This is a genomic window from Citrobacter sp. wls619 (genome assembly GCF_005281345.1).
GTDB lineage: Bacteria > Pseudomonadota > Gammaproteobacteria > Enterobacterales > Enterobacteriaceae > Citrobacter.
Window position 1 is genome coordinate 319 of the sequence record NZ_SZXJ01000005.1, and the last position, 23,946, is coordinate 24,264.

Here is a 23,946-nt window from a genome sequence, read left to right on the forward strand (position 1 = left end):
TGAAACTGCGCCAATTAATACTCTTATCGTAATTCCTGGTTTCATAATTCATCCTTAAACGTTAAGAGGTTTGGGCATATCCCATTGCAGATTGGGTGTCTCGGTATTATATATTTCATTATGTCTGGCAGGTTGAACCGTTGTTGAATGACAATATTCATTAACCACACCAAATTGACCCTTGGGCAAAATATCATCCGGCCTGTTCATGAAATCTTTCGTACGGTCTTTGCTCAACTGTCCAGTATTATAATAATCTACAGTTCTTGGCAGACCATTACGCTTCATACGCCAGTCCCCGCGCAAGAGTAGCTCGGTCCAGAATTCTCCGCAGCGGTGATCAAATGCCCTGCATATTCCCACCGCCAGATCGAAGGCCATCGCTTTCGCGGGGGCATCTTTTGACATCACAATAGAGGAATGCTGGCTGTAACCAATCTGCTCTGATTGCATCCATTCTTTTTGCAGCTCATCCGGCGTTTTTTCATAAATCAACTGAACGGTCTTATTGTATCCCCCGCCCAGGACAACGCCTTTGGTATAAGGCTTGCCATATTTTTTGGCGAACATCGTAAGTTCTGCGGGCGTTAACGCCTGGCCCGGCTGTAAAGAATCAAAACCGGCCCCAATCAGCGTTCTGGTGTCGGTTTCAGTGCGCGCAATAACCGTGGCTTTTGCAGAAAATGAGATGTCCTGATCGGGTGAACCTGGCGCTATCGAATATTTATACTGACTTCCCGCACCCTGTAACTGGTGTCTGAAGGTGACAGGGAGCTGCTCGCCGTTAACAACCACATCCGCAAACGTATATTGTCTGGTCGCGCCCGTATCCTGATTAAAGCAGTCCTTTTCTAACGTCGGCATTTCAAAAGGCACGCTCAGCGGGCTGCCGCCTATTTCCGGACCATTTTCGCAGAAAACCCGCTGGCGCAGATTGTCTATTCCGCTGGCAATGTTATGGGGGACTCCCCGCCAGCCCAAACCCTGGACGTTAAGTAATGAAACCACACTGTCATTGGGGCAAAAATAGTTATATACCTTGCCAAAGTTATTACGCGTATAGAGTTTATTCTGCCGCCACTGTGCATGTGTTTTACTCAGACACAGCGCGCCTTCTAATTCATCAATCTCGGCCTGCGTGTGATATTGCCCCTTACCGTATCTGGCGTTGGTCGCCATCAACTGGCAGAAATTGCGGAACGTCTGCTGCCGGGCGCGATCCGTCTGGTGATGTCCAGGCGTCATACCTTCAGCAGCCGTTTTTTCCAGTGCGTAGGGGGAATGATTCAGAATCACGCAATCGGCGGGATCGGCACCTGTTGCTTTTACCAGCATATTCGCGAGCATGGTAATAATCGTTCCCTGGGAGTGCGCAATGATATTAATGGGATCGAATTTTGTTGCCGGTTCTCTTCGAATCATCAGGATTAAATCAGCCAGCCGCTGCGCGGCAAAAAACTGATAAATACGGTGCGGATTATCATAAATAGGGTGCGTAAAATCCCCGGCATTCATATACAGTGATGCAAATCCTGCCGCACCGTTCGCCAGGCCGCCGGAGCCCGGGCCTAACATATCCGGAATAGTGGTTGTCGCATTGGCAAAGGTACCCCCGCCTTTGGCGTACACATCATCGAGAACATTACCGAAATTATCATTCTGATATTTCAAGGTGGTTTGGGGAATATGGCCCAGTTTTTCCAGCTTTGCGTGGTCATCTTCCTGATAGGCGTTGTAAGGCAGTTTTGCGGCGTCTCCTGATTTAGCCCGTTCTTCGCGATAACGCCGCTGGTCTTCTATATATGTCGCATGATCGACGGGTTTATACCCCCAATAAAATGGAATTACCGGGCTGCGTCCGGGCATTTTTACATTCTGCTGCTCGCCATCGCCCATATCCATTTTGTACTGCTGCCATTCATGCGGATACATATCCGTGCGGCCCATACGTTCATTCAGGCCAGCGATAATACCCTGCTCCTGATTCTGATAGGCCTCGCCCACATCATTGACGCCGTGCACAAGGATCACAATGCAGGGCATGGGATACTTAACGGGCACGTCGCAGACCGCCATTTTTCCGCCCGTAGATTTAGGCACGCCCTGTACACCTGTCGCCACCACCCGCGGATTAAAGGGACTGTTACTCATTTGGTAAAATCTCCATTTTCATTTCGTCCATTTCAGTCATATCCAATAACGGCGTCATTCCTTCATCGTCTGTGACGCCTTCAATGGTCTCACCTGACGCCTTAGTCAGTCTGAATTTTGTCTTTTTCAGAACATCGTCTGGGTTGCCAGAGCCATGTAATTTAATGCGGCGATGAAACTGCTCTTCCTGAAAGACAGGGGTTTTATCTTTTGCCGACACCGGTCCGCTCCAGTCAAGAGTGGTGCCTTTCAACTGCACTTTTGCGGGAGAGAATATTTTTACTGAGCCGTCTTCATTTATTCTGATACCGCCACCACCGCACAAAAGCTGGATATTTTTCCTGGCGCTGATGGTTACGTTGCCGTTCATACTCTGAATATGAAAATGCTTATCAGAAAGCAACCCCATTTCCCCGCGCTGCGCCTGGACGGAAATATCATCTTTTGCGGCGATGATTTTGATTCCGATAGCTCTGCTGAAAAGTGACAGGCCCTGTCCAACGGCCATTGAGAGTTTTTTAAAGACGTTAAAACTGCCGTTGCTGGCGGCGTTTAGCGACAAATCTTTGTCTGCTGATAATGCCATCGTTTGCGGTGTAAGCAGGGCCATACCGTGATCGGCGTAGGCCACCAGCCCCGAGCGGGTAAGCTGTTCAAGCGCGGCGTTAAGCTGCTGCTGCGGTCCCATTTCGACATTTAACGCCTGTGCCGTCAGCGCGCTCTGCTGAAGCGACGTTGCCAACGTAAGCGCGGCCTGAAGCTGCTGAACAACCGCGCTCATATCGAGCTGCTTACCCTGGGCTTTTGGCTGCGCCTCAGTCGTGAGTAGTATCCCCTTTGCAGCCCTCAGGACCGCGCGGTCATCGGTGCGTAGTTCTGCGCCTTCGCCGCGGGGTTTACCGCCAGCATCAACAAGATGGCCCATGTTCAACTGCGTTTTGGCATACTCGGTACTCAGCTTGACGTGTTCCTGCCCGCGTCGGTCCTCCATCCGCAGCTTATTAAGACCCGCAGTGCGGATGACGTTGCGGGTATTGTTGCGGCTGGTAACGGGGTCCGGCTTTGGAGCATGATGCAGAGCATGTGCAATAAAAGGTCTTTCCGGATCGCCGCCTTCAAACGCAATGGCGACCTCTGTGCCCTGGATTAACGGAAAGTGATGACCATAAGTATCACCGGCATAAACCCGCGCCAGACGAACGGGCATGCTTTCATAACCTTGCCTGTGCTGGTCGAGGTCAAAATCAAACTTCACCCAATAACGACCCTGCACATCGATGTGAGCATATTGGTCATTGTCTATTGGTGATGAAACGATCGCGGGAACAGTACCGGCGATACGTGGCCGGGGTAATGGCCGCGGTCGAAAGCAAACGCGCTCACGGTAAGGAATACCACTCAGTTGGGATTGAAGGGCTGCATCACGCCTGCCCGTCACCCGCATTGCCGTTACCACAAATCCCGAGGTGAAGGCATGTGGAATGACGCCGCCGATTTCCAGCACCATCCCAGGCACAATTAACGGGCTGGTGGTCACGCCGTTTAAAATGGACTGATTATTAAGAATAATTTCGTGATGTAGTTTGGCATAGAACCAACTGGACTCGCCCGGTTGTTCCTCAGCAAATTTCGATCCCGGCTGATGGTGAATATCCGCATAACGATAATCCATTCCATACGTCGCCGATGTTTGTTCCGCCCCATAGGCATCAGCATGAAGTATTAGCGAGTTGGCAAGCCGGTAGTCAAAGTTCTTTGCTTTAACGCCTGCGGAAACAACGTTATGCTTTGATACCAGCTTATCGATCGAATAATCATTTGATGTCAGCCCGGCATGGGATGAGTGCATAATCTTTTGATCAAAGATGTATTGGCATTGTGAATCACTGAAGATAAGCACCATAATGTGCGGAACAGCATGATGATTTGCGATCCTGAACCAGATCCCGACTTCTGACAGGATGCGGCTAATAAATGCTAAATCTGACTCCTCCCACTGGACGATCATTTCCCGGTTGGGATAGAGACAAACAAGATTATCAAAGTCAATTTCATAATCGGCAAAAGCATGTTCTTTGAGGATCTGCGTGACCAGTTTCGGCACATTTATGTTCAGGTAAATAGCCGATCGCTTACGTCGTGAGAGTAATGCCAGCTTATGCTCCAGCCTGATTTCGTACAGTGATTCATCCGCTGATGTGCTAATAAGTGAAAATGACGTAATTATGCCTTCAATTTGCCGTTCATATAGCCACTTCTCAGAACCCTGAATATATTTATTCCAGTTATGGTTAGGTGCTCTGATTTGTAGCGACCCTTCAATATTTAGAATTGAGTCAGGGGAGATATTTTTTAGTTTTGATGTAAATGTGATTTTATAACTGTATGGTTTACTTAAATTTTCATGGCCTTTAATTGTTTCAACATCCAGCCCCTCTAACCTACCCTCCCCCCTCACGGAGAATAAATACTTATTGATACTCTCCTCTGAAACTATACCTTCCAGATTATAGAATCCTGAACCTTTTTTCATTATCGCATCCCTTACCCAAAGAAAGTAATACATAAGAAATAAAGTCCAGTCAGCATATCAACAATAATAAAAAAGGGGTATTTTTTACTGAAAACAAATCTGGGAAGTGAGTTAATTATCATGAGTCAAACATGTAATATAACCCTGACATATAAATAAACGGTTAACTGGTGCGATTTTATATTTAATAGCATCGTTTTCTTACAAAACGGTGTATATCGTGCAGCATTCGTTTTTTCCTGGTAAGGCAACAATCCAGCAGACAAATCCAAATGGTTCCAAAAGCTGAGAGGCAACTAAAAAGACAAAACACTAAGCCAATGATTTACAATAACATTTATAGAAAAATTCTGTTTATTTATTATTTTATTGAATAAATCACATCCTCCCATAAAAAAACACAATAAAATATAACTATTCCCTATTCTGCTGTGAGGGGAGAGGTAACTGGATTATGCCCATCTGTTCCCCAGGAAAGATTTTGGTTTTCTCCCTCTTCCTTGAGAGAGAGCCGCATAAAGGTCATCTGCTCAGCCACAGGAGAATCCATGAAACGCTCCGCAATAAACGAAATCCTTGGCCACACACGCCAGTTTTTTTCCCTGCACGACGTGCATCTCCCCGCTTTCGCCAGTTTCCCGCCCACGCAATGGCGCAAGCTTGATGCCTCTGCCTGGGGCGAAGTGTTCGACCTCAAACTCGGTTGGGATGTCACCGCGTTTGGCGGCAACAATTTCGCCGCGCAAGGGTTAACGCTGTTCACTCTACGTAACGGCTCGCCGAAAGGTATGCCTTATGAGAAATGCTACGCCGAGAAAATCATGCATGTTCGCGATGCCCAGGTTACGCCGATGCATTTTCACTGGCGCAAGCGTGAAGACATCATCAATCGCGGCGGCGGCAATCTGATTGTCGAACTGTGGAACGCCGGTATCAGAGAACAAACGGAGGACAGCGACGTCAATGTGGTCATTGATGGTTGCCGACAAACCCATGCCGCAGGTAGCCAGTTACGCCTGGCTCCAGGGGAAAGCATCTGTCTGCCGCCGGGCCTGTATCACAGCTTCTGGGCGGAAGAAGGTTTTGGCGACGTGCTGGTCGGCGAGGTTTCTTCTGTTAATGACGACGACCACGATAACCACTTTTTGCAACCGATCGCCCGCTATAACGACATTGAAGAAGACGAACCGGCGCTGCTGGTGCTGTGTAACGAATATCGCCTGTTCCGCTAACCAAGGAGCGCATTATGCCGTTGATATCTCTCGCTGATGGCCTTGCCCATGCCCGCGAGCACCGCTATGCCTTAGGGGCATTTAACGTTCTGGACTCACACTTCCTGCGTGCGCTGTTTGCCGCGGCAAAGCAGGAACGTTCGCCGTTTATCATCAATATTGCCGAGGTGCATTTTAAATATATCTCGCTGGATTCTTTAGTCGAAGCGGTCAAGTTCGAAGCCGCACGCCATGACATTCCGGTGGTGCTGAACCTCGACCACGGCCTGCACTTTGAGTCAGTGGTTCGGGCGCTACGCTTAGGTTTCAGTTCAGTGATGTTCGATGGTTCCACGCTGGAGTATGAAGAAAATATCCGTCAAACCCGCGAAGTGGTGAAGATGTGCCACGCCGTCGGCGTATCGGTGGAGGCAGAGCTGGGCGCGGTGGGCGGTGATGAGGGCGGCGCGTTGTACGGTCATGCCGACGAGTCGCTATTTACCGATCCGATGATGGCGCGTGATTTCGTCGACAGAACCGGGATTGACGCGCTGGCCGTTGCCATTGGCAATGCCCACGGCAAATATAAAGGCGAACCGATGCTCGACTTCCCGCGTCTGGACGCTATTCGCCAACAGGCGGCGATCCCGCTGGTACTGCACGGCGGTTCCGGCATCAGCGACGACGATTTCCGTCGGGCAATCGAGCTTGGCATTCACAAAATCAACTTCTATACCGGCATGTCGCAGTCGGCGCTGTCGGCAGTGGAGACGCGGATGGCGAATCGCCAGCCGCTGTATGACGAATTCGCCGAACTGCTGCTCGGCATTGAAGAAGCCATTACCGATACCGTTTCAGAGCAGATGCGCATTTTTGGCAGCGCGGGACGGGTCTGATGGAACGCAAAGGCGTTATCGCCGCAGGCAATATGCTGGTCGACCATGTACACCAGATTGTGCAGTGGCCGGAACGCGGCTGGCTGGCGGAGATCACCCGTAGCGAACGCGCTACGGGCGGTGCGCCGCTGAACGTGCTACTAACGCTGGCAAAAATGCACACCGGGCTACCGCTGCAGGCAGTGGGCTTAATTGGCAAGGACAGCGATGGCGACTACATCATGGCGATGCTGGAACAGTATCACGTTAATCGCCAGCATGTTCAGCGCACGACATCCGCCCCCACGTCGATGTCGCAGGTGATGACCGATCCCAGCGGCCAGCGCACCTTTTTCCACTCGCCGGGTGCCAATCGGCTACTCGATCTGCCTGCGTTTGAGCAACTGGACACCTCGATGAAAATCTTCCATCTGGGGTATCTGCTGTTGCTCGATAGTCTGGACATGCCGGACGATGAGTTCGGTACGCGAAGCGCACGACTATTGGCACAAATGCGTGAAAATGGCTTTGAAACGTCGCTGGATCTGGTTTCACGTAAAGGCGATCCGCGCTACCAGCCGCTGGTGATGCCAGCGCTGCGCCATCTCGACTATCTGGTGATCAATGAACTGGAGGCCGGGGAATTCAGCGGACTGGAGATCCGCCAGCCCAACGGCGAGTTGCATACTGCGCACATCGCCACCGCCGCCCGTGAACTGCTGGACGCGGGTGTACGCCAGCGGGTGGTGATCCACTGTCCGGAAGGCGCATGGGGTGAAAGTCCGGATCAGGCTGGCGCCTGGATACCCTCACACTATCTGGCGCAGGAGGAGATCGTCGGCAGCGTCGGGGCAGGAGATGCGTTTTGCGCCGGATTTTTGTATGGCTGCCACGAGCGCTGGCCGCTGGCGGACAGTATCAGGCTGGCACACGCCTGCGCGCGGGCAAGCCTGCTGTGTGCCAATGCAATCGACGGCGCAAAAACGCTGGAGGAATTAAAAGCCGGAATGGCTGATGCCTGATGCGCTACGCTTATCCGGCCTCGGGGTCGTTATCGCTTTTGTAGGCCGGATAAGGCGTTTACGCCGCATCCGGCAACTGCGCACGATCACGCCGCCTTATCGTGATGCTGCACGTCGGCGGCAAAAACATAACCCAGCCCGCGCAGGGTTTTAATTAACATCGGCTGATGCGGGTTAACCTCTATCTTTCGCCGCAGCCGCATGATTAACACATCAATAGTGCGGTCAAACACCTCAACGCTGTCGCTGCGCGTCAACTCCAGTAATTGTTCGCGGCTCAGCACCCGGCGGGCGTTCTGTGCCAACGCCAGCAGCAAACTGTATTCACCCTGCGTCAGGTCCACCTTCAATTGCTGAGGATTACGTAACTGACAACCTGCGGTGTCAAGATGCCAGCCATTAAAGGATAACCCCGTAGTTTGTGGGCCGCTGCTTTCGGGTGTTAAAACACCGACACGTCTGAGCACGGCTTTTACCCGCGCCACCAGTACCCGCGCATTGAACGGTTTGCCGATATAATCGTCAGCTCCCATTTCCAGCCCCACAACCACATCCGATTCGCTACCTAACCCTGTCAGCATCACCACCGGTAATCCCGGCCTTATTTTTTGCACCTGCTGAAGCACCATCAGGCCATTAATATCGGGCAACATCATGTCCAGCAATACCAGCGCGATATCCGGCTGAGCCTCAATGCAGCACAGCGCATCCTGCCCAGTGTGACAGGCGGTCACCGCAAAGACGTGTTCACTCAGCACATCCTGGAGCAGTGTGCAGATTGCCTCGTCATCATCCACAACCAGAATAACGGGTTTCATCATGTAGCTCCGTTCATTCGTTTTATCTTTCTAATTGTGAGTAATTTCAGGCGAAGTGAAAGAGCACTCATGATCTATCTGGTGAAAATATAATGTCCATCACATTATTTGCTAACTAAATAATCCAACGCCATTCGAACCATGAAGCACTAATACCTAACAAAAATGACAACGCAGCTCACATAATTATATTCAAAAAATAAATATCTAGTCCTTATGATAAGCATGAAATTAAAACAACGAAATTAGCCAAGATAATAAATTCACAGTATTAATTATAAAATGGAGATTTATATGAATAACGCCATGTCATTCCGTTTAAACAGGGTGCTTATTGCTATTTCAGTCGCAACAAGCTTTATAGTGAATACCGCATTCGCGACCGAAACCCCAAAAGAAGCAACATCATTTACCAAACAAATAAATCAGCAATATATAAAATCGTTACCTTTTAGTGATAAACAGGATTTTGCTGACGCACAACGCGGATTCATTGCGCCGCTACTGAGCCATGGCGAACTCAAAAATGCAGATGGTAAAGTGTTTTACCGTGCCGAAGATTATAAATTCGACATCAATGCCCCCGCTCCCGATACCGTCAACCCAAGCTTCTGGCGTCAGTCACAACTCAATGGTATTTCCGGGCTGTTTAAAGTCACCGACCGGATGTATCAGGTACGCAGCCAGGATATCTCAAACATCACCTTTATTGAAGGTGATACCGGCATCATCGTCGTGGATCCGTTGGTCAGCCCTGAGTCAGCAAAACCCAGTTTAGATCTCTATTTCCAACATCGTCCGCAAAAACCTATCGTTGCTGTCATCTATACCCATAGTCATACCGATCACTTTGGTGGTGTCAAAGGCATCGTCAGCGAAGAGGATGTCAAAGCAGGCAAAGTGCAAATCATCGCGCCAGCCGGGTTTATGGAAGAGGCTATCAGCGAAAATGTGCTGGCCGGCAATATTATGAACCGTCGGGTGCTGTATTCTTATGGTCTGCTGCTGCCGCACAATGCGCAAGGTAACGTTGGCAACGGTTTGGGCGTTACGATTGCCCCAGGTAATCCAACCATTATCGCTCCGACAACCTCAATCACCAAAACAGGAGAAAAACGCACGATTGATGGGTTGGAATTCGACTTTCTGATGGCGCCAGGCAGCGAAGCACCAGCAGAAATGCACTTCTATATTCCGAAACTGAAAGCGCTCTGCACTGCAGAGAATGCGACTCATACGCTGCACAACTTCTATACTCTGCGCGGAGCGAAGACCCGTGATGTTAGCAAGTGGTCATCCTATCTGAATGAAACACTTGATGCGTGGGGAAGCCAGGCTGAAGTCCTGTTTATGCCGCACACCTGGCCGGTATGGGGTAATGATCATATTAATAATTATATTAATAAATACCGTGACACCATTAAGTATATTCACGACCAAACGCTACATTTAGCCAACCAGGGTTACACGCTGAATGAAGTGGGAGACATGATAAAACTCCCACCTGCGCTGGCGAATAACTGGGCCAGCCGCGGTTACTATGGCTCGGTCAGTCACAACGCCCGCGCCGTTTATAACTACTATCTTGGCTACTATGACGGCAACCCAGCGAACCTCCATCCTTATGGACAAGTCGAAATGGGCAAACGCTACGTGAAAGCGCTGGGTGGCACCACACATGCAATTGGGCTGGCACGCGATGCCTACAAACAAGGGGATTACCGCTGGGCCGCCGAGCTTCTCAAACAGGTAATCGCGGCTAATCCAGGCGACCAGATCGCGAGAAACCTACAGGCGGATACCTTTGAACAGTTGGGCTATCAGGCAGAGTCCGCAACCTGGCGCGGGTTCTACCTGACCGGTGCGAAAGAACTGCGTGAAGGAGTACATAAGTTTAGCCACGGCACCTCAAACTCCAGTGACACCATTAAAGGCATGACGGTAGAAATGCTGTTTGACTATATGGCGGTCCGCCTGGATAGCGACAAAGCAGCAGGTAAAGATATCAGCCTGAACTTTAATCTGGCAGAAGGTGATAACCTGAACCTGACACTCAATGACAGCGTGCTTAATTACCGTAAGACACTTTTGCCAAAAGCGGATACCTCGTTCTATATGAGCCGTGCCGATCTGCATCGCGTGCTGACTGGCGAAACAAAGATGGCAGACCTGGTGAAAGCGAAAAAAGTCAAAGTCATCGGGAATGCGGCGAAGCTGGATGAAATTATCGCATGTCTGGATCAATTTGACCTGTGGGTAAATATTGTCACCCCCAATTAATATGACCGACGTTCAGGGGAATTACCCCCTGAACTTTTTATTCACCCAAGAAATGAAATGCAATAAAACTATCGAATAAGTTATGAATACGGTTGCGCAATAAAGCTATTTTTCTCCTCGATAAAAATAGCCATACTGGTATTTTTATATTCACCCCGAATATTGTTCGTAATACACAGGATGTATTTTAATATGCAAATAGTTAAATCCCGGATTGTGATGCAAATAAAAAAAAGTGGTTGGCTTTCGCTTGCCGCATTACTTACAGGATGCTCACTGCCCCCGGCTATTCCTGTTATTGGAGCTTATTACCCTGACTGGTTTTTTTGCATGATCGCTGGCGTTATTCTTACGCTCATCACCCGACGGGTCATGCTGCATAAATATAACGTTCTGTCATTCGCAGGGATTATTTATACCACCCTCTTTGCACTCTACTCCATGCTGTTCTGGCTGGTATTTTTTTAACTCACATTGAGATGCGCCCATGGAAAGCTCGCAGAAAAAAGTTCCTCGTAACAAAGTGCCTACCCTGGCTCTGGTTATTCTTACACTTGTGGTGATGATATTTGTCATCTGGCGTATGGATAACTCCCCGTCCGCCAGCGACGCCTACGCCGCAGCTGACACCATTGATGTTGTCCCGGAAGTAAGCGGGCGTATAGTGGCGCTGAGCGCACTCGATCAACAGATTATGTTGACCCAACGTACTGTCGACGCACAGAAACTTGCCGCCGGTTCCGTAGAAGCCACGGTTGCTAAAGCTCGTGCGGCGGCAAACCAGGCCAGCAATACCCTGAAGCGTACCGAGCCGCTGCTGTCCCAAGACTTTGTTTCAGCGGAAGACGCTGACCGCGCCCGCACCGCGCAGCGTGCCAGCGAAGCCGATCTCAACGCTGTGTTGTTACAGGCACAGCATCCACGCCGCTGCGGTCAGCGGCGTGGATGCTCTGGTCGACCAACGCGTGGCGGTCCAGGCGGATATCGCACTCACCCAGTTACATCTGGAAATGGCCACGGTACGCGCACCCTTTGATGGTCGTGTGGTCTCGTTAAAAACCGCTATCGGTCAATTCGCTTCCGCAATGAACCCCATCTTTACTCTGATTGATACTCGCCACTGGTATGTGACTGCCAATTTCCGCGAAACCGAATTAAAGAATATCCAGACCGGTACGCCAGCCTCCCTGCGATTGATGGGCGACAGCAGCAAAACGTTTAGCTGCAAAGTGGATTCCATCGGCTACGGCGTGCTGCCAGATGATGGTGGCATGGTGCTCGCCGAGCAGATGTCGTTATTGATGCTGGACAGTCAGCGCGTGATTCAAAGTCTACAGCTGATTAAATCCCTTGGCGCGGCTATCAGGCCACGTCCGACAAGGCCTGATAAGCGCAGCGCCATCAGACTATCGCGCACAGATTGCCGGATGGCGGCTTCGCCTTATCCGCCCTATGTTCTCCCCACGCCCTCTGATTTACGTCAGACGGCTTTTTCTTTCGTCACGTCAAATATGACGACAGCCTGTTTTTCGTCAGGGTTTTGCGCAAAATTCGCCCGTAATATCGACGAATGCCCCTGATAAAAACATGGCATAAAAGATGCATAAGCAAAGCGACAAGCGCGTATGCGCGATTTGATTAACTGGAGCGAGACCGATGAAAAAAGTCGTCACGGTTTGCCCATATTGCGCATCAGGTTGCAAAATCAACCTGGTGGTCGATAACGGCAAAATCGTCCGGGCTGAAGCGGCGCAGGGGAAAACCAACCAGGGTACCCTGTGTCTGAAGGGCTACTATGGCTGGGATTTTATCAATGATACCCAGATCCTGACCCCTCGTCTGAAAACCCCCATGATCCGTCGCCAGCGTGGCGGCAAACTGGAATCCGTTTCCTGGGATGAAGCGCTTAATTACGTCGCCGATCGCCTGAGCGCCATCAAAGCGAAGTATGGCCCGGACGCCATTCAGACGACCGGTTCATCTCGCGGTACAGGTAACGAAACCAACTATGTAATGCAAAAATTCGCGCGCGCCGTTATTGGTACCAATAACGTTGACTGCTGCGCTCGCGTCTGACACGGCCCTTCGGTTGCAGGTCTGCACCAATCGGTCGGTAACGGCGCAATGAGTAATGCCATCAATGAAATTGATGACACCGATTTAGTGTTCATCTTCGGGTATAACCCGGCGGATTCCCACCCTATCGTGGCGAATCACGTGATCAACGCTAAACGCAAAGGGGCGAAAATTATCGTCTGCGATCCGCGCAAAATTGAAACTGCGCGTATTGCTGACATGCACATCGCGTTGAGAAACGGCTCGAATATCGCGCTGCTTAACGCTATGGGTCATGTCATCATCGAAGAAAAACTGTACGACCAGGCGTTCGTCGCCTCGCGTACGGAAGGATTCGAAGAGTACAGCAAGATTGTCGAAGGCTACACGCCGGAGTCCGTCGAAGATATTACTGGCGTTAGCGCTCAGGATATCCGTCAGGCTGCACGTATGTATGCTTCGGCGAAAAGCGCGGCCATCCTGTGGGGCATGGGTGTTACCCAGTTCTATCAGGGCGTGGAAACCGTGCGTTCACTGACCAGCCTCGCCATGCTGACCGGTAACCTCGGTAAGCCAAGCGTCGGTGTTAACCCGGTTCGTGGCCAGAACAACGTTCAGGGCGCATGTGACATGGGTGCGCTGCCGGATACCTATCCGGGCTATCAATACGTGAAAGATCCGGCTAACCGCGAGAAATTCGCCAAAGCCTGGGGCGTGGAAAGCCTGCCGGCACATACCGGCTATCGCATCAGCGAGCTGCCGCACCGTGCGGCCCATGGCGAAGTTCGCGCGGCCTACATTATGGGCGAAGATCCATTACAGACCGACGCTGAGCTTTCCGCAGTACGTAAAGGCTTCGAAGATCTGGAACTGGTTATCGTGCAGGATATCTTCATGACCAAAACCGCTGCTGCCGCAGACGTTATTTTACCGTCTACGTCATGGGGCGAACATGAAGGCGTATTCTCCGCGGCTGACCGTGGCTTCCAGCGCTTCTTTAAAGCCGTTGAGCCGAAGTGGGATCTGAAAACGGACTGGCAGATTATCAGTGAAATCGCCACCCGTATGGGTTACCCGATGCACTACAACAACACCCAGGAAATCTGGGACGAGTTGCGTCATCTGTGCCCGGATTTCTACGGTGCCACTTACGAGAAGATGGGCGAACTGGGTTATATCCAGTGGCCTTGCCGCGACACCTCAGATGCCGACCAGGGTACGTCTTACCTCTTCAAAGAGAAGTTTGACACCCCGAACGGCCTGGCGCAGTTCTTCACCTGCGACTGGGTAGCGCCAATCGACAAACTCACCCCAGAGTACCCAATGGTACTGTCAACGGTGCGTGAAGTCGGCCACTACTCTTGCCGTTCGATGACCGGTAACTGTGCGGCGCTGGCCGCGCTGGCAGATGAGCCGGGCTATGCCCAGATCAACACCGCCGACGCAGAACGCCTGGGCATCCAGGATGAAGAGCTGGTGTGGGTGAACTCGCGTAAAGGCCGGGTCATTACCCGTGCGGCAGTCAGCGATCGTCCAAACAAAGGCGCGATTTACATGACCTACCAGTGGTGGATTGGCGCATGTAATGAACTTGTAACCGAGAACTTAAGCCCGATTACCAAAACGCCGGAGTACAAGTACTGTGCTGTAAACGTTGAACGCATTGCCGATCAGCGCGCTGCCGAGCAGTATGTCATTGATGAGTACACCAAGCTGAAAGCCAGCCTGCGCGAAAGCGCGATGGGTTAAGCTTCCCCTGACGGCCTCCATTCGGAGGCCGTTTTTTTATGCACATAATCTCTCTATACTGTTCATTCCCTACACTAAATCTAAATATAAGATGAAACGACTTTTCGCCTTGATGGTGTTAATGACATGCTTTGTCCATGCCGAAGAGCCCGGTAGTCAGTTTTTGAAAGCCGCCGAGTCCGGAGACCGACGCGCACAATATTTCCTCGCTGATACCTGGTTTAGCTCAGGCGATTTGGGTAAAGCGGAATATTGGGCGCAAAAAGCCGCCGACAATGGTGATGCCGATGCTTACGCATTGCTGGCACAGATTAAGATTACCAATCCGGTCAGTCTGGATTACCCCGAGGCCAAAACGCTGGCCGAAAAAGCGACCCAGGCAGGCAGTAAGGCGGGGGAAATTACGCTGGCGAGAATTCTGGTGAACACGCAGGCCGGGCGCACAGATTACCCCAAAGCGATTACATTGCTGCAAAACGCCTCGGAAAATCTGGAGAACGACTCCACTGTCGATGCGCAAATGCTGCTCGGACTGATCTACGCCAATGGCGTGGGTATTCCTGCCGACGATGAAAAGGCCACATGGTATTTCAAGCGCAGCTCGGCCATTTCCCGCACCGGATATTCCGAATACTGGGCCGGGATGATGTTCTTAAACGGTGAGCAGGGTTTTATTGAAAAGAATAAACAGAAGGCGCTGCACTGGCTGAATCTGAGCTGTACAGAAGGGTTCGATACCGGCTGTGAAGAGTTTGATACATTAACGAACAGGTAATGGTGTAAACATTGTCGTTGTAGGCCTGATAAGCGTAGCGCCATCAGGCAACCCGGAGCAGATTGCCGGATGGCGGCGCAAGCGCCTTATCCGGCAATCTGTCATTACTTACTGATTCGCGGTCTTATCAAATTTACCCAGCACGTCGCGCTCATAAGCCAGCGCTTTCTTACGGTCAAACTTGTGTTCCCACTTGGCGATTACCAGTACCGCCAGCGCGTTACCCACCACGTTCAGCGCGGTACGCGCCATATCAAGAATACGGTCAACACCGGCGATAAACGCCAGACCTTCCAGCGGGATCCCCACACTGCCCAGCGTCGCCAACAGCACCACAAACGATACGCCCGGTACGCCTGCAATCCCTTTCGAGGTTACCATCAGCGTCAGTACCAGCACGATTTCCTGCCACAATGACAGGTCAATACCGTACAGCTGGGCAATAAAGATAGCCGCGATACTCTGGTACAACGTCGAACCATCCAGGTTGAATGAATAGCCGGTCGGCACCACGAAACTGGTGATTGATGCCGGTGCGCCGTAGGCTTCCATCTTCTCAATAATACGCGGCAGTACGCTCTCAGAACTGGCGGTAGAGTAGGCCAGAATCAGTTCGTCTTTCAGGATACGGATTAAGATCCAGATGCTCAGACCACAGACTCGCGCCACGATACCCAGCACCACCAGTGCAAAGAACAGGATGGCAAAATGCACCAACAGCACCAGCTTCGCCAGCGGCCACAGGGAGGCAAAGCCAAAGTTTGCGACCGTGACGGCGATCAGCGCGAAAACACCGACCGGCGCATAGCGCATGACCATGTGGGTCACTTTAAACATGGTTTCGGAGATCGAGCGGAACACGGTAACCAGCGGTTCACGGTGCGTGGCAGGCAGAGAAGACAGACCTAAACCGAACAGCACCGAGAAGAAGATAATCGGCAGCATGTCACCTTTCGCCATCGACGCAACGATGTTGGTCGGCACCAGTGACAAAATTGTGCCCATCAGGCCATGTGCATGACTCTGCACTTCTGCCGTTGTGCTTTGATATTTCGAAATATCCACGGTCGCCAGCTGCGACATATCAACGCCGGTACCTGGCTGGAATACGTTTGCCAGCGTAATACCGAGGATAATCGCCACGGTGGTGATCACTTCGAAATAGATAATGGTTTTCGCGCCAATACGGCCCAGCTGTTTTGCATCCCCCACCCCGGCGATACCCACAATCAGCGTGGAAATCACAATGGGCACGACGATCATTTTAATCAGGTGGATAAAGATATCACCCGCCGGTTGCAGCAGGTTTAACACCAGCCATTCGCGGCTGTCACTATGGTAGTGCAGGTAACTCCCCAGCAAAATGCCCAGCACCATGGCGATGAGGATCTGCCATGCCAGGCTGACTTTCAAATTTTTCATAACAACGGACTTCCTCGATGGAGCGCTATTCCGCATATAAAAATGCGAGAACAGTACATACTGAAAGGGTATGATTTGTGTTGCGTTCGTTTATAGAGTTTTTTAACGCTTATTATCATTATCATTTGCACGCTATCTCGCGCAAGCCTTTCAGAACAGGGGGTTTAGCTGAAATTATGCATAAAAACGCGAGTTTATATCGATAATCATGAATAACTTTTTGTTATAAAAGAATTTTTATTTGATAAAAAATGAAGAAGTTCTTCCGTGAGTTTTTTTTACCCACTTGTTCGACTGCCTGTTTTTTAAACAGGCAAAATGATACAAATCACAAAAAAAACAAATTTATTTTTGCCGATTCTGCAACAATTTCGCCATATTAATGGAGTCGATCAACTGCGCACGATTCACCCTAGGCGAGTTTAAATCCATTACTTTTTGCCACATTGAAATCGCCTGCGCGTAATCAGCCTGCATAAACGCATCAGAAGCCAACAGCATCAGCGCGGTGACTTCGTTGCCGTCCAGCGCCAGGGATTTATCTATCATTTCGCGCGTTTGCGGTGTCATATGCTGTCCGGCCTGGTAATACAATACCGTCGCCAACGCCGAGTAGATTTCGGCGTTTTCACCCCGAAAACGCAGCGCCTGTTCATAGGCCAGCAGTGCATTGTGATACGCATTTTGCCAAAGATAATATTCCCCCAGTTGCGCCCATAACACCCCGTCCTGTGGCGTGGCACGAATCTGCGACTGCAAAGAAAGTAGCTGTTTTTCCTGAATATTTTCATCAGAGAACGCGTGTAATGGATCGGCCAGTCGGGCTTGCTCCTGACGGACAGCCTGCCATTTTGGTGTTAACAGATAACCTCCGATGCAGGCAATAACCATCATCACAACCGCGACAACCAGCCGTTTCACCGGCATCGGACGAAACGCTGCCACGGCGCGTTCGGGCTGACTCATCGCTCATCCTCCTCGGTACGCTGGCGCGATCTCACTCGCCAAATCGCCACGCCCACCAGCAGCAATAACACGCACGGTAGCGCCCATAGCAGCAGCGTTTGCTCATTCAGTGGGGGGTTATAACGAACGAAATCACCGTAACGCGCGGTCATCCAGGCAGTGATCTCTGCTTCGTTTTTACCCTCTTCAACCATGCTATAAACCTGGTGACGCATACTGACCGCCACCGGCGCATTGGATTCCAGTAAGTTTTGGTTTTGGCACTGCGGACACCGCAGCTGGCTGGCAATAAACAGCGCCTTTTCCTGCTGTTGCGGGTTTGCAAAGCGCCAGGTGTCCACAACCTGAGCATGTGTAGCGAAAGAAATGAAAAACAGGACGAGCGTTAAGAGTAAAAACTTTCTGCCGGATGGCGCTGCGCTTATCCGGCCTACGGTTTGCGTACCCTGTAGGCCGGATAAGGCGTTTACGCCACCATCCGGCAACACTGTAATTAATTTACGCATCACGTTTTCTCCCCCGCCAGCCGCTGAGCAGCGCACCAAATACCATCAGCAGCCCTCCCCCCCAAATCCAGCGCACGCCGCTTTGCACATACAGGCGCATGGCATAACGATCTTGTCCGGTTTTTTCGCCCATTACCGCATACCAGTCATGCAGCAAATTCCAGCGGATACCCGGCTCCATCATTTGCTGGCGACGCGCGGCATAGAAGCGCCGTTCGGGTTGAAGACTGCCGATACGTTTCTCATCCTGCCACAGCGTGATCAGTGCTTTTTCACTGGTGTAATTTCCTTTTGCTTCCAGGTCGAGGCGCTCAAAACGGAAGTGATAACCTGCCAGCTCAACCTGCTGGCCCGGACTCAGATTCAGGCTAATCTCCTGACGACTACCGCTGGAAAAGACGATCCCCGCCGCGAAAATCAGTACCCCACTGTGCGCTAACAGGGCCGGAAGCTGGCTTCGCAGCGATCCTTTCCAGCTTCTGATAGTTGCGATAACGATGACCGCCAGCATCAACAGCCCAAACGGCAACGTGGCGCGGTTAAAGTACGGCGCGCCAACCGAGAGTCGCCCCCAGCCAAACAGACCGTAAATCATGGGATAGAGCGTGCCGATCAGCACAATCAGTAGCACCGCACAAAAAAGTAATAACGCGACCAGAATGAGCATCTCGCGTGACCAACCGCCAAAACGCGCATTCTGCCGGACTTGCTGGCCCCGCCAGGCGTATAGCCCGAGCGACGCCAGACTCAACACGGTAAACAGCGCAAACAGCGGCGCGGCGCGGACATTATCCAGCGCGAAAGCGTGTACCGAAACGAGTATGCCGGAACGCACAATCAGCGTCCCCAGCAGCGATAAAATCAGCGTGACGATCGCCAGCAGCAGCGACCAGTGGCGGAAGATTCCGCGCTGGCGCGTGATATACAGGCTATGCAGCAACGCGCTGGCGGAAAGCCAGGGTAATAAGGAGGCATTTTCAACCGGGTCCCAGAACCACCAGCCGCCCCAGCCCAGCTCGCAATAGGCCCACCAGGAGCCGAGGATAATCCCCAGCGTCAGCGCGCACCAGCCGGGCAACGCCCAGCGCCAGCACACCCAGGCACCTTGCGCATTAAAGTCACCGCGCAGCAGCGAGGCCAGCGCCACGCCTGCCGCCACCATCAAACCACCGTAACCCAGATACAGTAGCGGTGGATGGAGGATTAACCCGAGATGTTGCAGCATCGGGTTAAGGTCGCGCCCTTCAATGGCTGGCGGGAAGATACGCACGAATGGATCGGACCATACCACCACAAACAGCAGCAGCAGGGCCGTTATCATTGAAAGGACGCTGAGCGTCAGCGGAAACAGCGCGTCGGTATCACGCCGATAGCGAAGAGCAAACAGTGCGCTCCAGCCGGAAAGAAACAGCACCCACAGCAGCAATGAACCTTCATGACCGCCCCATACCGCCGCCAGTTTTAATCCCCACGGCAGCAGGCTGTAGCTGTGCTGAGCAACGTAGACCACCGAAAAATCGCTGGTCAAAAAGCAGAATACCAGAATGGCAAAAGCCAGCAGCAGCAGGGTAAATTGCGCCCACGTACCCACGCTTGCCAGGCGCATCACCCCTTGCCAGCGCAGGCGGACACCCACCAACACGGCAAGCGGGGTCAACACGTTGACCCCGAGGCTTAATAACAGCGCCAGAAAACCGGCTTCAGGAAGGAGAACGTCCAGATATCACCTTACGCAACGGTTAGCTGACCCGCATAGAGTATAAAAAAGCGCAGCAGCAGTACGCCGGTCAGGCTGGCGCCGCAGACTGCCAGCACGCCATGAAACGTCGAACTGCGGTTGGCCCAGGGTTTTAGCAGCATCGGTAGTATCAGCCCAAGCCCAGCCACGCCAAGCCAGAACCACCAGGTCCAGAAACCGCCGCCCAGTGCCGCCGCCAGCGCGCGCATTTTGCCGTCATCGCCCAGCGCCAGCCCGACAAAGAAAGCCGCCAGCAGGAAGATTTCCAGCCACACCACCGGCGTTTCCATACGGTGGACAAAGTGCGCTTCGGTGCTGTGCGGGTTGCTACGATGGCGTAACGCCATGGCGATCAGCGCCACCGCTGCCCCGGAGGAGATCCCGGAGAACAGGAACAGCACCGGCAGGATCGGGTTATTCAGGAACGGGTAGGATTTCAACGCCGACAGCAAGAACCCGGTGTACGCCCCGAGCAGTACAGCCAGCACCAGCATCACCGTTTCAAGCATCCGGTGGAACGGTGCGATCAACGCCAGCAGTTTCGGCACGATGCTCAGGCGTGGAATGAAGCGCTGTTGTAAGGCAATCACCTCTTTTTCAAAGATTTTTGCCAACCACAGCGCCAACACCACCATGTACAATTGAAACAGCATGACCCCCATCGACATCACTGACGTGAAGCTGTAGTGGAACATCAGCTTCCAGAAAGTCCATGGACGCGTCAGGTGGAATACCAGGATCAGCAGACCAAGAATAATGGCTCCCGGACCCAGTACCAGCGTGGTACGCAGTAACGTGCTGTCGGCACCGCCCGCTTCCGGGTGCAGCCGTCGTAACAATACCGACAGCGTCACCAGCCCGGCAGAGATACCTATCAGAAACAGATAGATGGCAATGGGCCAGTCCCACACCAGTGATTCAAAATGAAATGCAGAAGCGGGTGTCATTGGCTCACCTCCCCATATTTAAAGGGAACGCGGTAGACCTTCGGTTTCGTGCCCAGCGCCAGCTTGTAACGGTAGGTATTTTTCTGGTGCAACAACCGCGAGATTTCGCTGTTGGGGTCGTCCAGATTACCAAACGTCAGCGCTTTCGTCGGACATGACTCCACGCAGGCGGGCTGCTTGCCCGCTTTCAGGTTGGTTTTGCGGCAAAAATCGCATTTATCCGCCGTCTTGCTGACCGGATGAATAAAGCGCACGCGATATGGACAGGCGGCGATGCAATACTGGCAACCGACGCACAAATCCGGGTTCACATCCACAATGCCGCTGGCGGCATCGCGGTACGATGCCCCCGTCGGGCAGACGTCAACGCAGGGCGCGTGATCGCAGTGCTGGCACGAGTGACGGAAGAAACGATACTTCACATCGGGAAACGCCCCCAGCGGTTCACTGCGAATGATCGTCAGACGCGAGACGCCTTCCGGTACGCTGTTAACTTCCCGACAGGCATCCATGCACGCGGTACAGCCGATGCATAATGACTCATCATGTACCATGCCGTAACGCACGCCATTAATGTTTAACGTCTTCGCTACGACGCGTCCCGCCGTCCCGCTAACAGCCACCAGCGCGCTGACGCCGGTGATAAACTGGCGACGAGAGCAACTCATGGATGCTCCTTAAGCAAGGGAATAGACGCTGGGTTAAAGTTTGGATTGTTACGCTGATCGCTGTGGCAATCGACGCAAATCTTGATCCGTCCTTTATCGCTTAGCGTCTGCATCGTGTCTTGCTTCGGATGCAGTGAGTGACAGCTGGCGCACGCTACTTTCGTCACGTGAACATCGTGCGGCCAGAACGCTTTTTGCAACTGCTCAGGCAGGTGACAGGACATACAGACGCTGTTCTGCTGCTCCACGTTGTACATCGGCTCGTTAAAGCGCATCACATCCTTCACCCCTTCACGGTGGTTTGGCGATGGCTGGCCGTGACAGTTGGTGCAGGTAACCGGCAGTTTATTATTTGGGTTGATGACTTCTGCATGTTTACCATGCATGCCTTCGGTATCCGGCTTGTGACAATCGAGGCACGCCGCATCCGGATTACGCTGTTGGGTGACCGTCCAGCGTTGATCTGACTCCTGCGGGGTTGGCGTGGCGGTTATCCCGCTCAGGCTCCAGAACAGACCTGACGCCAGCACCCCAGCAGTTAATAACGAACGTAATACGCTCATATTCACTCCGTTGAGTTATCCGCCCCTTGCGAGGCGGAATGGGGTTATTGGCTTAACAGACCGTTTTTACGCGCCTGATCTTCCCATTGCGGAATCACCGTTTTGATGAAGTCCTGCTTCTCAGCGTTGATTTGCTGCATGTTCAGACCAATCGCCTGCTGGGCTTTCTCTTTGGTAGAGATATCCGGCAGCGGGATTTCATGCGTGATGCCTTTGGTCGCCAGCAGACGGACCAGTTTGGTACGTGCATCAGCGGCTTTATCCATCGCGCTACCCAGCATCCGCAGGCCTTCTTCCGGTGCGTGCATATGGATACCGTGAGAAGCAATCGACAGATCCCAGCGCCATTGTGCGTGGCGAATGTCTTCCAGAATCGGCTTCATTTCCGCTTCCGTCGCACCCGCATCCCACGCAGCCTTCGCTTCGAAGTGCGCATGTACCAGCTGATCTTCAACTTTGATTTTCAGGTCATGAATCGCTTGTTTACGCTCAGCAACCACTTTTTGCAGGGACGCTTTGTCCTGGGTGTGGCAGTTGGCGCAAGTCTGTGGGAAGTTGTCGAACGGGTTACCAATCTTATGGTCGGTGTAGATTTTGCCTTCTGCGTTCTGCACTTTCGGCATGTGGCAGTCGATACAGGTCACGTTGTTTTTGCCGTGAATACCTGCGCTCCAGGTTTCATACTCCGGGTGCTGCGCTTTCAGCATTGGGGTTTTAGACAGAGAGTTGGTCCAGTCAGAGAAAGCTATGTTGTCGTAGTATTTCTCCATGTTCTCGACTTTCATACCGTCATCCCATGGGAACTTAACGGCTTTGTTCTTACCGTCGAAGTAGTACTCCACGTGGCACTGACCGCAGACCATGGATTGCTGATCAAAGCGGCTGGCTTTTTCAAACGGTTTGCCGATGGTTTCCATCGCACGCTCGGCATAAGGACGCGACAGCGTCAGTTCCGGTTTCCCTTTCGCGAAATCTGCTGATGCCGTGTTATGGCAGTCAGCACAGCCGAGGTTGTTCACAATTTCCGGGCCGCCACGCGCCCATTTACCGTGGAAGTATCCATCTTCACCGTCTTTCTGGATCAGACGCGCCACATCCGGGCTTTTACAGCTCCAGCAGGCCATCGGCAACGGACCATCTTCAGCCGTTTTTGGCGCACCGGTACGTAACGTTTCACGCACATCGGTAACCGCATACGCGTGTCCACGCGGTTTGTTGTAATCGCGGGAGAAAGGATATCCCGCCCACAGGATCACCAGACGAGGGTCTTCTGCCAGCGCATCTTCACGGGCTGACTGTTCAGACGTGGCTTTCCAGGAGAGGTATTGATCGGGATGCTGAGGGGCGAAGGTTTCATTCTTCGCTTCAACGGTGACGGTCTTTGCGGGTACAGAGGTTTGCTCAGCGTGAACGGCAGTAATAAATAAAAACGGTAATATCAGGCTGAAGAAACGGCGTACGCGTGATTTTGTCCTTGCCATAGGGGTCTCATCCAGATGTCGCCATTATCTGCAATGGCGGTTCTTTTATTGTTTTCCATAACAGCAACCACACAATACTGTCATGACATTGCTCCACCCTATTTGTAACAAGAAACCACACAAGAAATGTTGTTTTTAATCAATTGTAAGTGTATGTAAAATACCACTTTAGAGTTATTTACCCCC

General features: G+C 51.9%; 18 protein-coding genes and 1 pseudogene. 8 read left to right on the top strand and 11 right to left on the bottom strand.

Annotation, left to right across the window (positions count from 1 at the left end):
- Nucleotides 1-54 precede the first annotated feature (54 nt).
- Nucleotides 55-2,151 (bottom strand): DUF3274 domain-containing protein, encoded by a 2,097-nt coding sequence (locus FDX19_RS00200; protein WP_137381149.1) that lies wholly within the window; start codon nucleotides 2,149-2,151, stop codon nucleotides 55-57.
- Nucleotides 2,144-4,684: a type VI secretion system Vgr family protein gene (locus FDX19_RS00205; RefSeq protein WP_137381150.1), complete on the bottom strand. Its 2,541-nt coding sequence runs from the start codon at nucleotides 4,682-4,684 to the stop codon at nucleotides 2,144-2,146. The genes FDX19_RS00200 and FDX19_RS00205 overlap by 8 nt, the downstream gene beginning before the upstream one ends.
- A gap of 548 nt (nucleotides 4,685-5,232) precedes the next feature.
- Between FDX19_RS00205 and FDX19_RS00210 the strand changes: the two genes are divergently transcribed.
- Genes FDX19_RS00210 through FDX19_RS00220 form a run of 3 tightly spaced genes read left to right on the top strand, consistent with a single transcriptional unit; the run spans nucleotide 5,233 to nucleotide 7,792 of the window.
- Nucleotides 5,233-5,916 carry a D-lyxose/D-mannose family sugar isomerase gene (locus FDX19_RS00210; protein WP_137381151.1) on the top strand — a complete coding sequence of 228 codons (684 nt, stop codon included), beginning with the start codon at nucleotides 5,233-5,235 and terminating at the stop codon, nucleotides 5,914-5,916.
- Between the two features lie 14 nt (nucleotides 5,917-5,930).
- The gene (locus FDX19_RS00215) at nucleotides 5,931-6,791 is read left to right on the top strand and encodes a ketose 1,6-bisphosphate aldolase (RefSeq protein ID WP_137381152.1); all 861 of its coding nucleotides are present in this window, start codon (nucleotides 5,931-5,933) and stop codon (nucleotides 6,789-6,791) included.
- The gene (locus FDX19_RS00220) at nucleotides 6,788-7,792 is read left to right on the top strand and encodes a carbohydrate kinase family protein (protein ID WP_137381153.1); all 1,005 of its coding nucleotides are present in this window, start codon (nucleotides 6,788-6,790) and stop codon (nucleotides 7,790-7,792) included. Before FDX19_RS00215 ends, FDX19_RS00220 begins: the two co-directional genes overlap by 4 nt.
- A gap of 86 nt (nucleotides 7,793-7,878) precedes the next feature.
- Here FDX19_RS00220 and FDX19_RS00225 read toward each other — a convergent pair whose 3' ends face one another.
- Complete coding sequence (locus FDX19_RS00225) at nucleotides 7,879-8,610, bottom strand: response regulator (RefSeq protein ID WP_137381225.1); 732 nt, start codon at nucleotides 8,608-8,610, stop codon at nucleotides 7,879-7,881.
- A gap of 294 nt (nucleotides 8,611-8,904) precedes the next feature.
- Here FDX19_RS00225 and FDX19_RS00230 point away from each other — a divergent pair, with 294 nt between their 5' ends.
- The 5 genes and pseudogenes from FDX19_RS00230 (at nucleotide 8,905) to yjcO (ending at nucleotide 15,469) form a co-directional block, all read left to right on the top strand.
- The gene (locus FDX19_RS00230) at nucleotides 8,905-10,890 is read left to right on the top strand and encodes an alkyl/aryl-sulfatase (protein ID WP_137381154.1); all 1,986 of its coding nucleotides are present in this window, start codon (nucleotides 8,905-8,907) and stop codon (nucleotides 10,888-10,890) included.
- A 192-nt stretch (nucleotides 10,891-11,082) separates the two neighbouring features.
- Nucleotides 11,083-11,358, top strand: a complete 276-nt coding sequence (locus FDX19_RS00235; protein ID WP_137381155.1) for a YtcA family lipoprotein — start codon at nucleotides 11,083-11,085, stop codon at nucleotides 11,356-11,358.
- 19 nt (nucleotides 11,359-11,377) lie between these two features.
- A pseudogene (locus FDX19_RS00240) lies at nucleotides 11,378-12,170 on the top strand (HlyD family efflux transporter periplasmic adaptor subunit); the annotation flags it as partial.
- A gap of 376 nt (nucleotides 12,171-12,546) precedes the next feature.
- Nucleotides 12,547-14,694: a formate dehydrogenase subunit alpha gene (gene fdhF, locus FDX19_RS00245; protein ID WP_137381156.1), complete on the top strand. Its 2,148-nt coding sequence runs from the start codon at nucleotides 12,547-12,549 to the stop codon at nucleotides 14,692-14,694.
- A 91-nt stretch (nucleotides 14,695-14,785) separates the two neighbouring features.
- Nucleotides 14,786-15,469, top strand: coding sequence for a Sel1 family TPR-like repeat protein YjcO (gene yjcO / locus FDX19_RS00250; protein ID WP_137381157.1), 684 nt, complete (start codon nucleotides 14,786-14,788; stop codon nucleotides 15,467-15,469).
- A gap of 108 nt (nucleotides 15,470-15,577) precedes the next feature.
- Here yjcO and gltP read toward each other — a convergent pair whose 3' ends face one another.
- The 8 genes from gltP to nrfA form a co-directional block, all read right to left on the bottom strand.
- The gene (gene gltP / locus FDX19_RS00255) at nucleotides 15,578-16,891 is read right to left on the bottom strand and encodes a glutamate/aspartate:proton symporter GltP (protein WP_137381158.1); all 1,314 of its coding nucleotides are present in this window, start codon (nucleotides 16,889-16,891) and stop codon (nucleotides 15,578-15,580) included.
- Nucleotides 16,892-17,236: 345 nt separating this feature from the next.
- Nucleotides 17,237-17,857, bottom strand: a complete 621-nt coding sequence (nrfG, locus tag FDX19_RS00260; protein ID WP_137381159.1) for a heme lyase NrfEFG subunit NrfG — start codon at nucleotides 17,855-17,857, stop codon at nucleotides 17,237-17,239.
- Nucleotides 17,854-18,282: a heme lyase NrfEFG subunit NrfF gene (nrfF, locus tag FDX19_RS25610; RefSeq protein ID WP_212734693.1), complete on the bottom strand. Its 429-nt coding sequence runs from the start codon at nucleotides 18,280-18,282 to the stop codon at nucleotides 17,854-17,856. The genes nrfG and nrfF overlap by 4 nt, the downstream gene beginning before the upstream one ends.
- A 73-nt stretch (nucleotides 18,283-18,355) precedes the next feature.
- On the bottom strand, nucleotides 18,356-20,083 hold the full coding sequence (locus FDX19_RS00270; protein ID WP_137381161.1) for a heme lyase CcmF/NrfE family subunit: 1,728 nt from the start codon (nucleotides 20,081-20,083) through the stop codon (nucleotides 18,356-18,358).
- An 8-nt stretch (nucleotides 20,084-20,091) separates the two neighbouring features.
- On the bottom strand, nucleotides 20,092-21,048 hold the full coding sequence (nrfD, locus tag FDX19_RS00275; protein WP_137381162.1) for a cytochrome c nitrite reductase subunit NrfD: 957 nt from the start codon (nucleotides 21,046-21,048) through the stop codon (nucleotides 20,092-20,094).
- On the bottom strand, nucleotides 21,045-21,716 hold the full coding sequence (gene nrfC / locus FDX19_RS00280; protein WP_137381163.1) for a cytochrome c nitrite reductase Fe-S protein: 672 nt from the start codon (nucleotides 21,714-21,716) through the stop codon (nucleotides 21,045-21,047). Before nrfC ends, nrfD begins: the two co-directional genes overlap by 4 nt.
- The gene (gene nrfB / locus FDX19_RS00285) at nucleotides 21,713-22,279 is read right to left on the bottom strand and encodes a cytochrome c nitrite reductase pentaheme subunit (RefSeq protein WP_137381164.1); all 567 of its coding nucleotides are present in this window, start codon (nucleotides 22,277-22,279) and stop codon (nucleotides 21,713-21,715) included. The genes nrfC and nrfB overlap by 4 nt, the downstream gene beginning before the upstream one ends.
- A 44-nt stretch (nucleotides 22,280-22,323) precedes the next feature.
- The gene (gene nrfA, locus FDX19_RS00290; RefSeq protein WP_137381165.1) at nucleotides 22,324-23,760 is read right to left on the bottom strand and encodes an ammonia-forming nitrite reductase cytochrome c552 subunit; all 1,437 of its coding nucleotides are present in this window, start codon (nucleotides 23,758-23,760) and stop codon (nucleotides 22,324-22,326) included.
- Nucleotides 23,761-23,946: the final 186 nt, after the last annotated feature.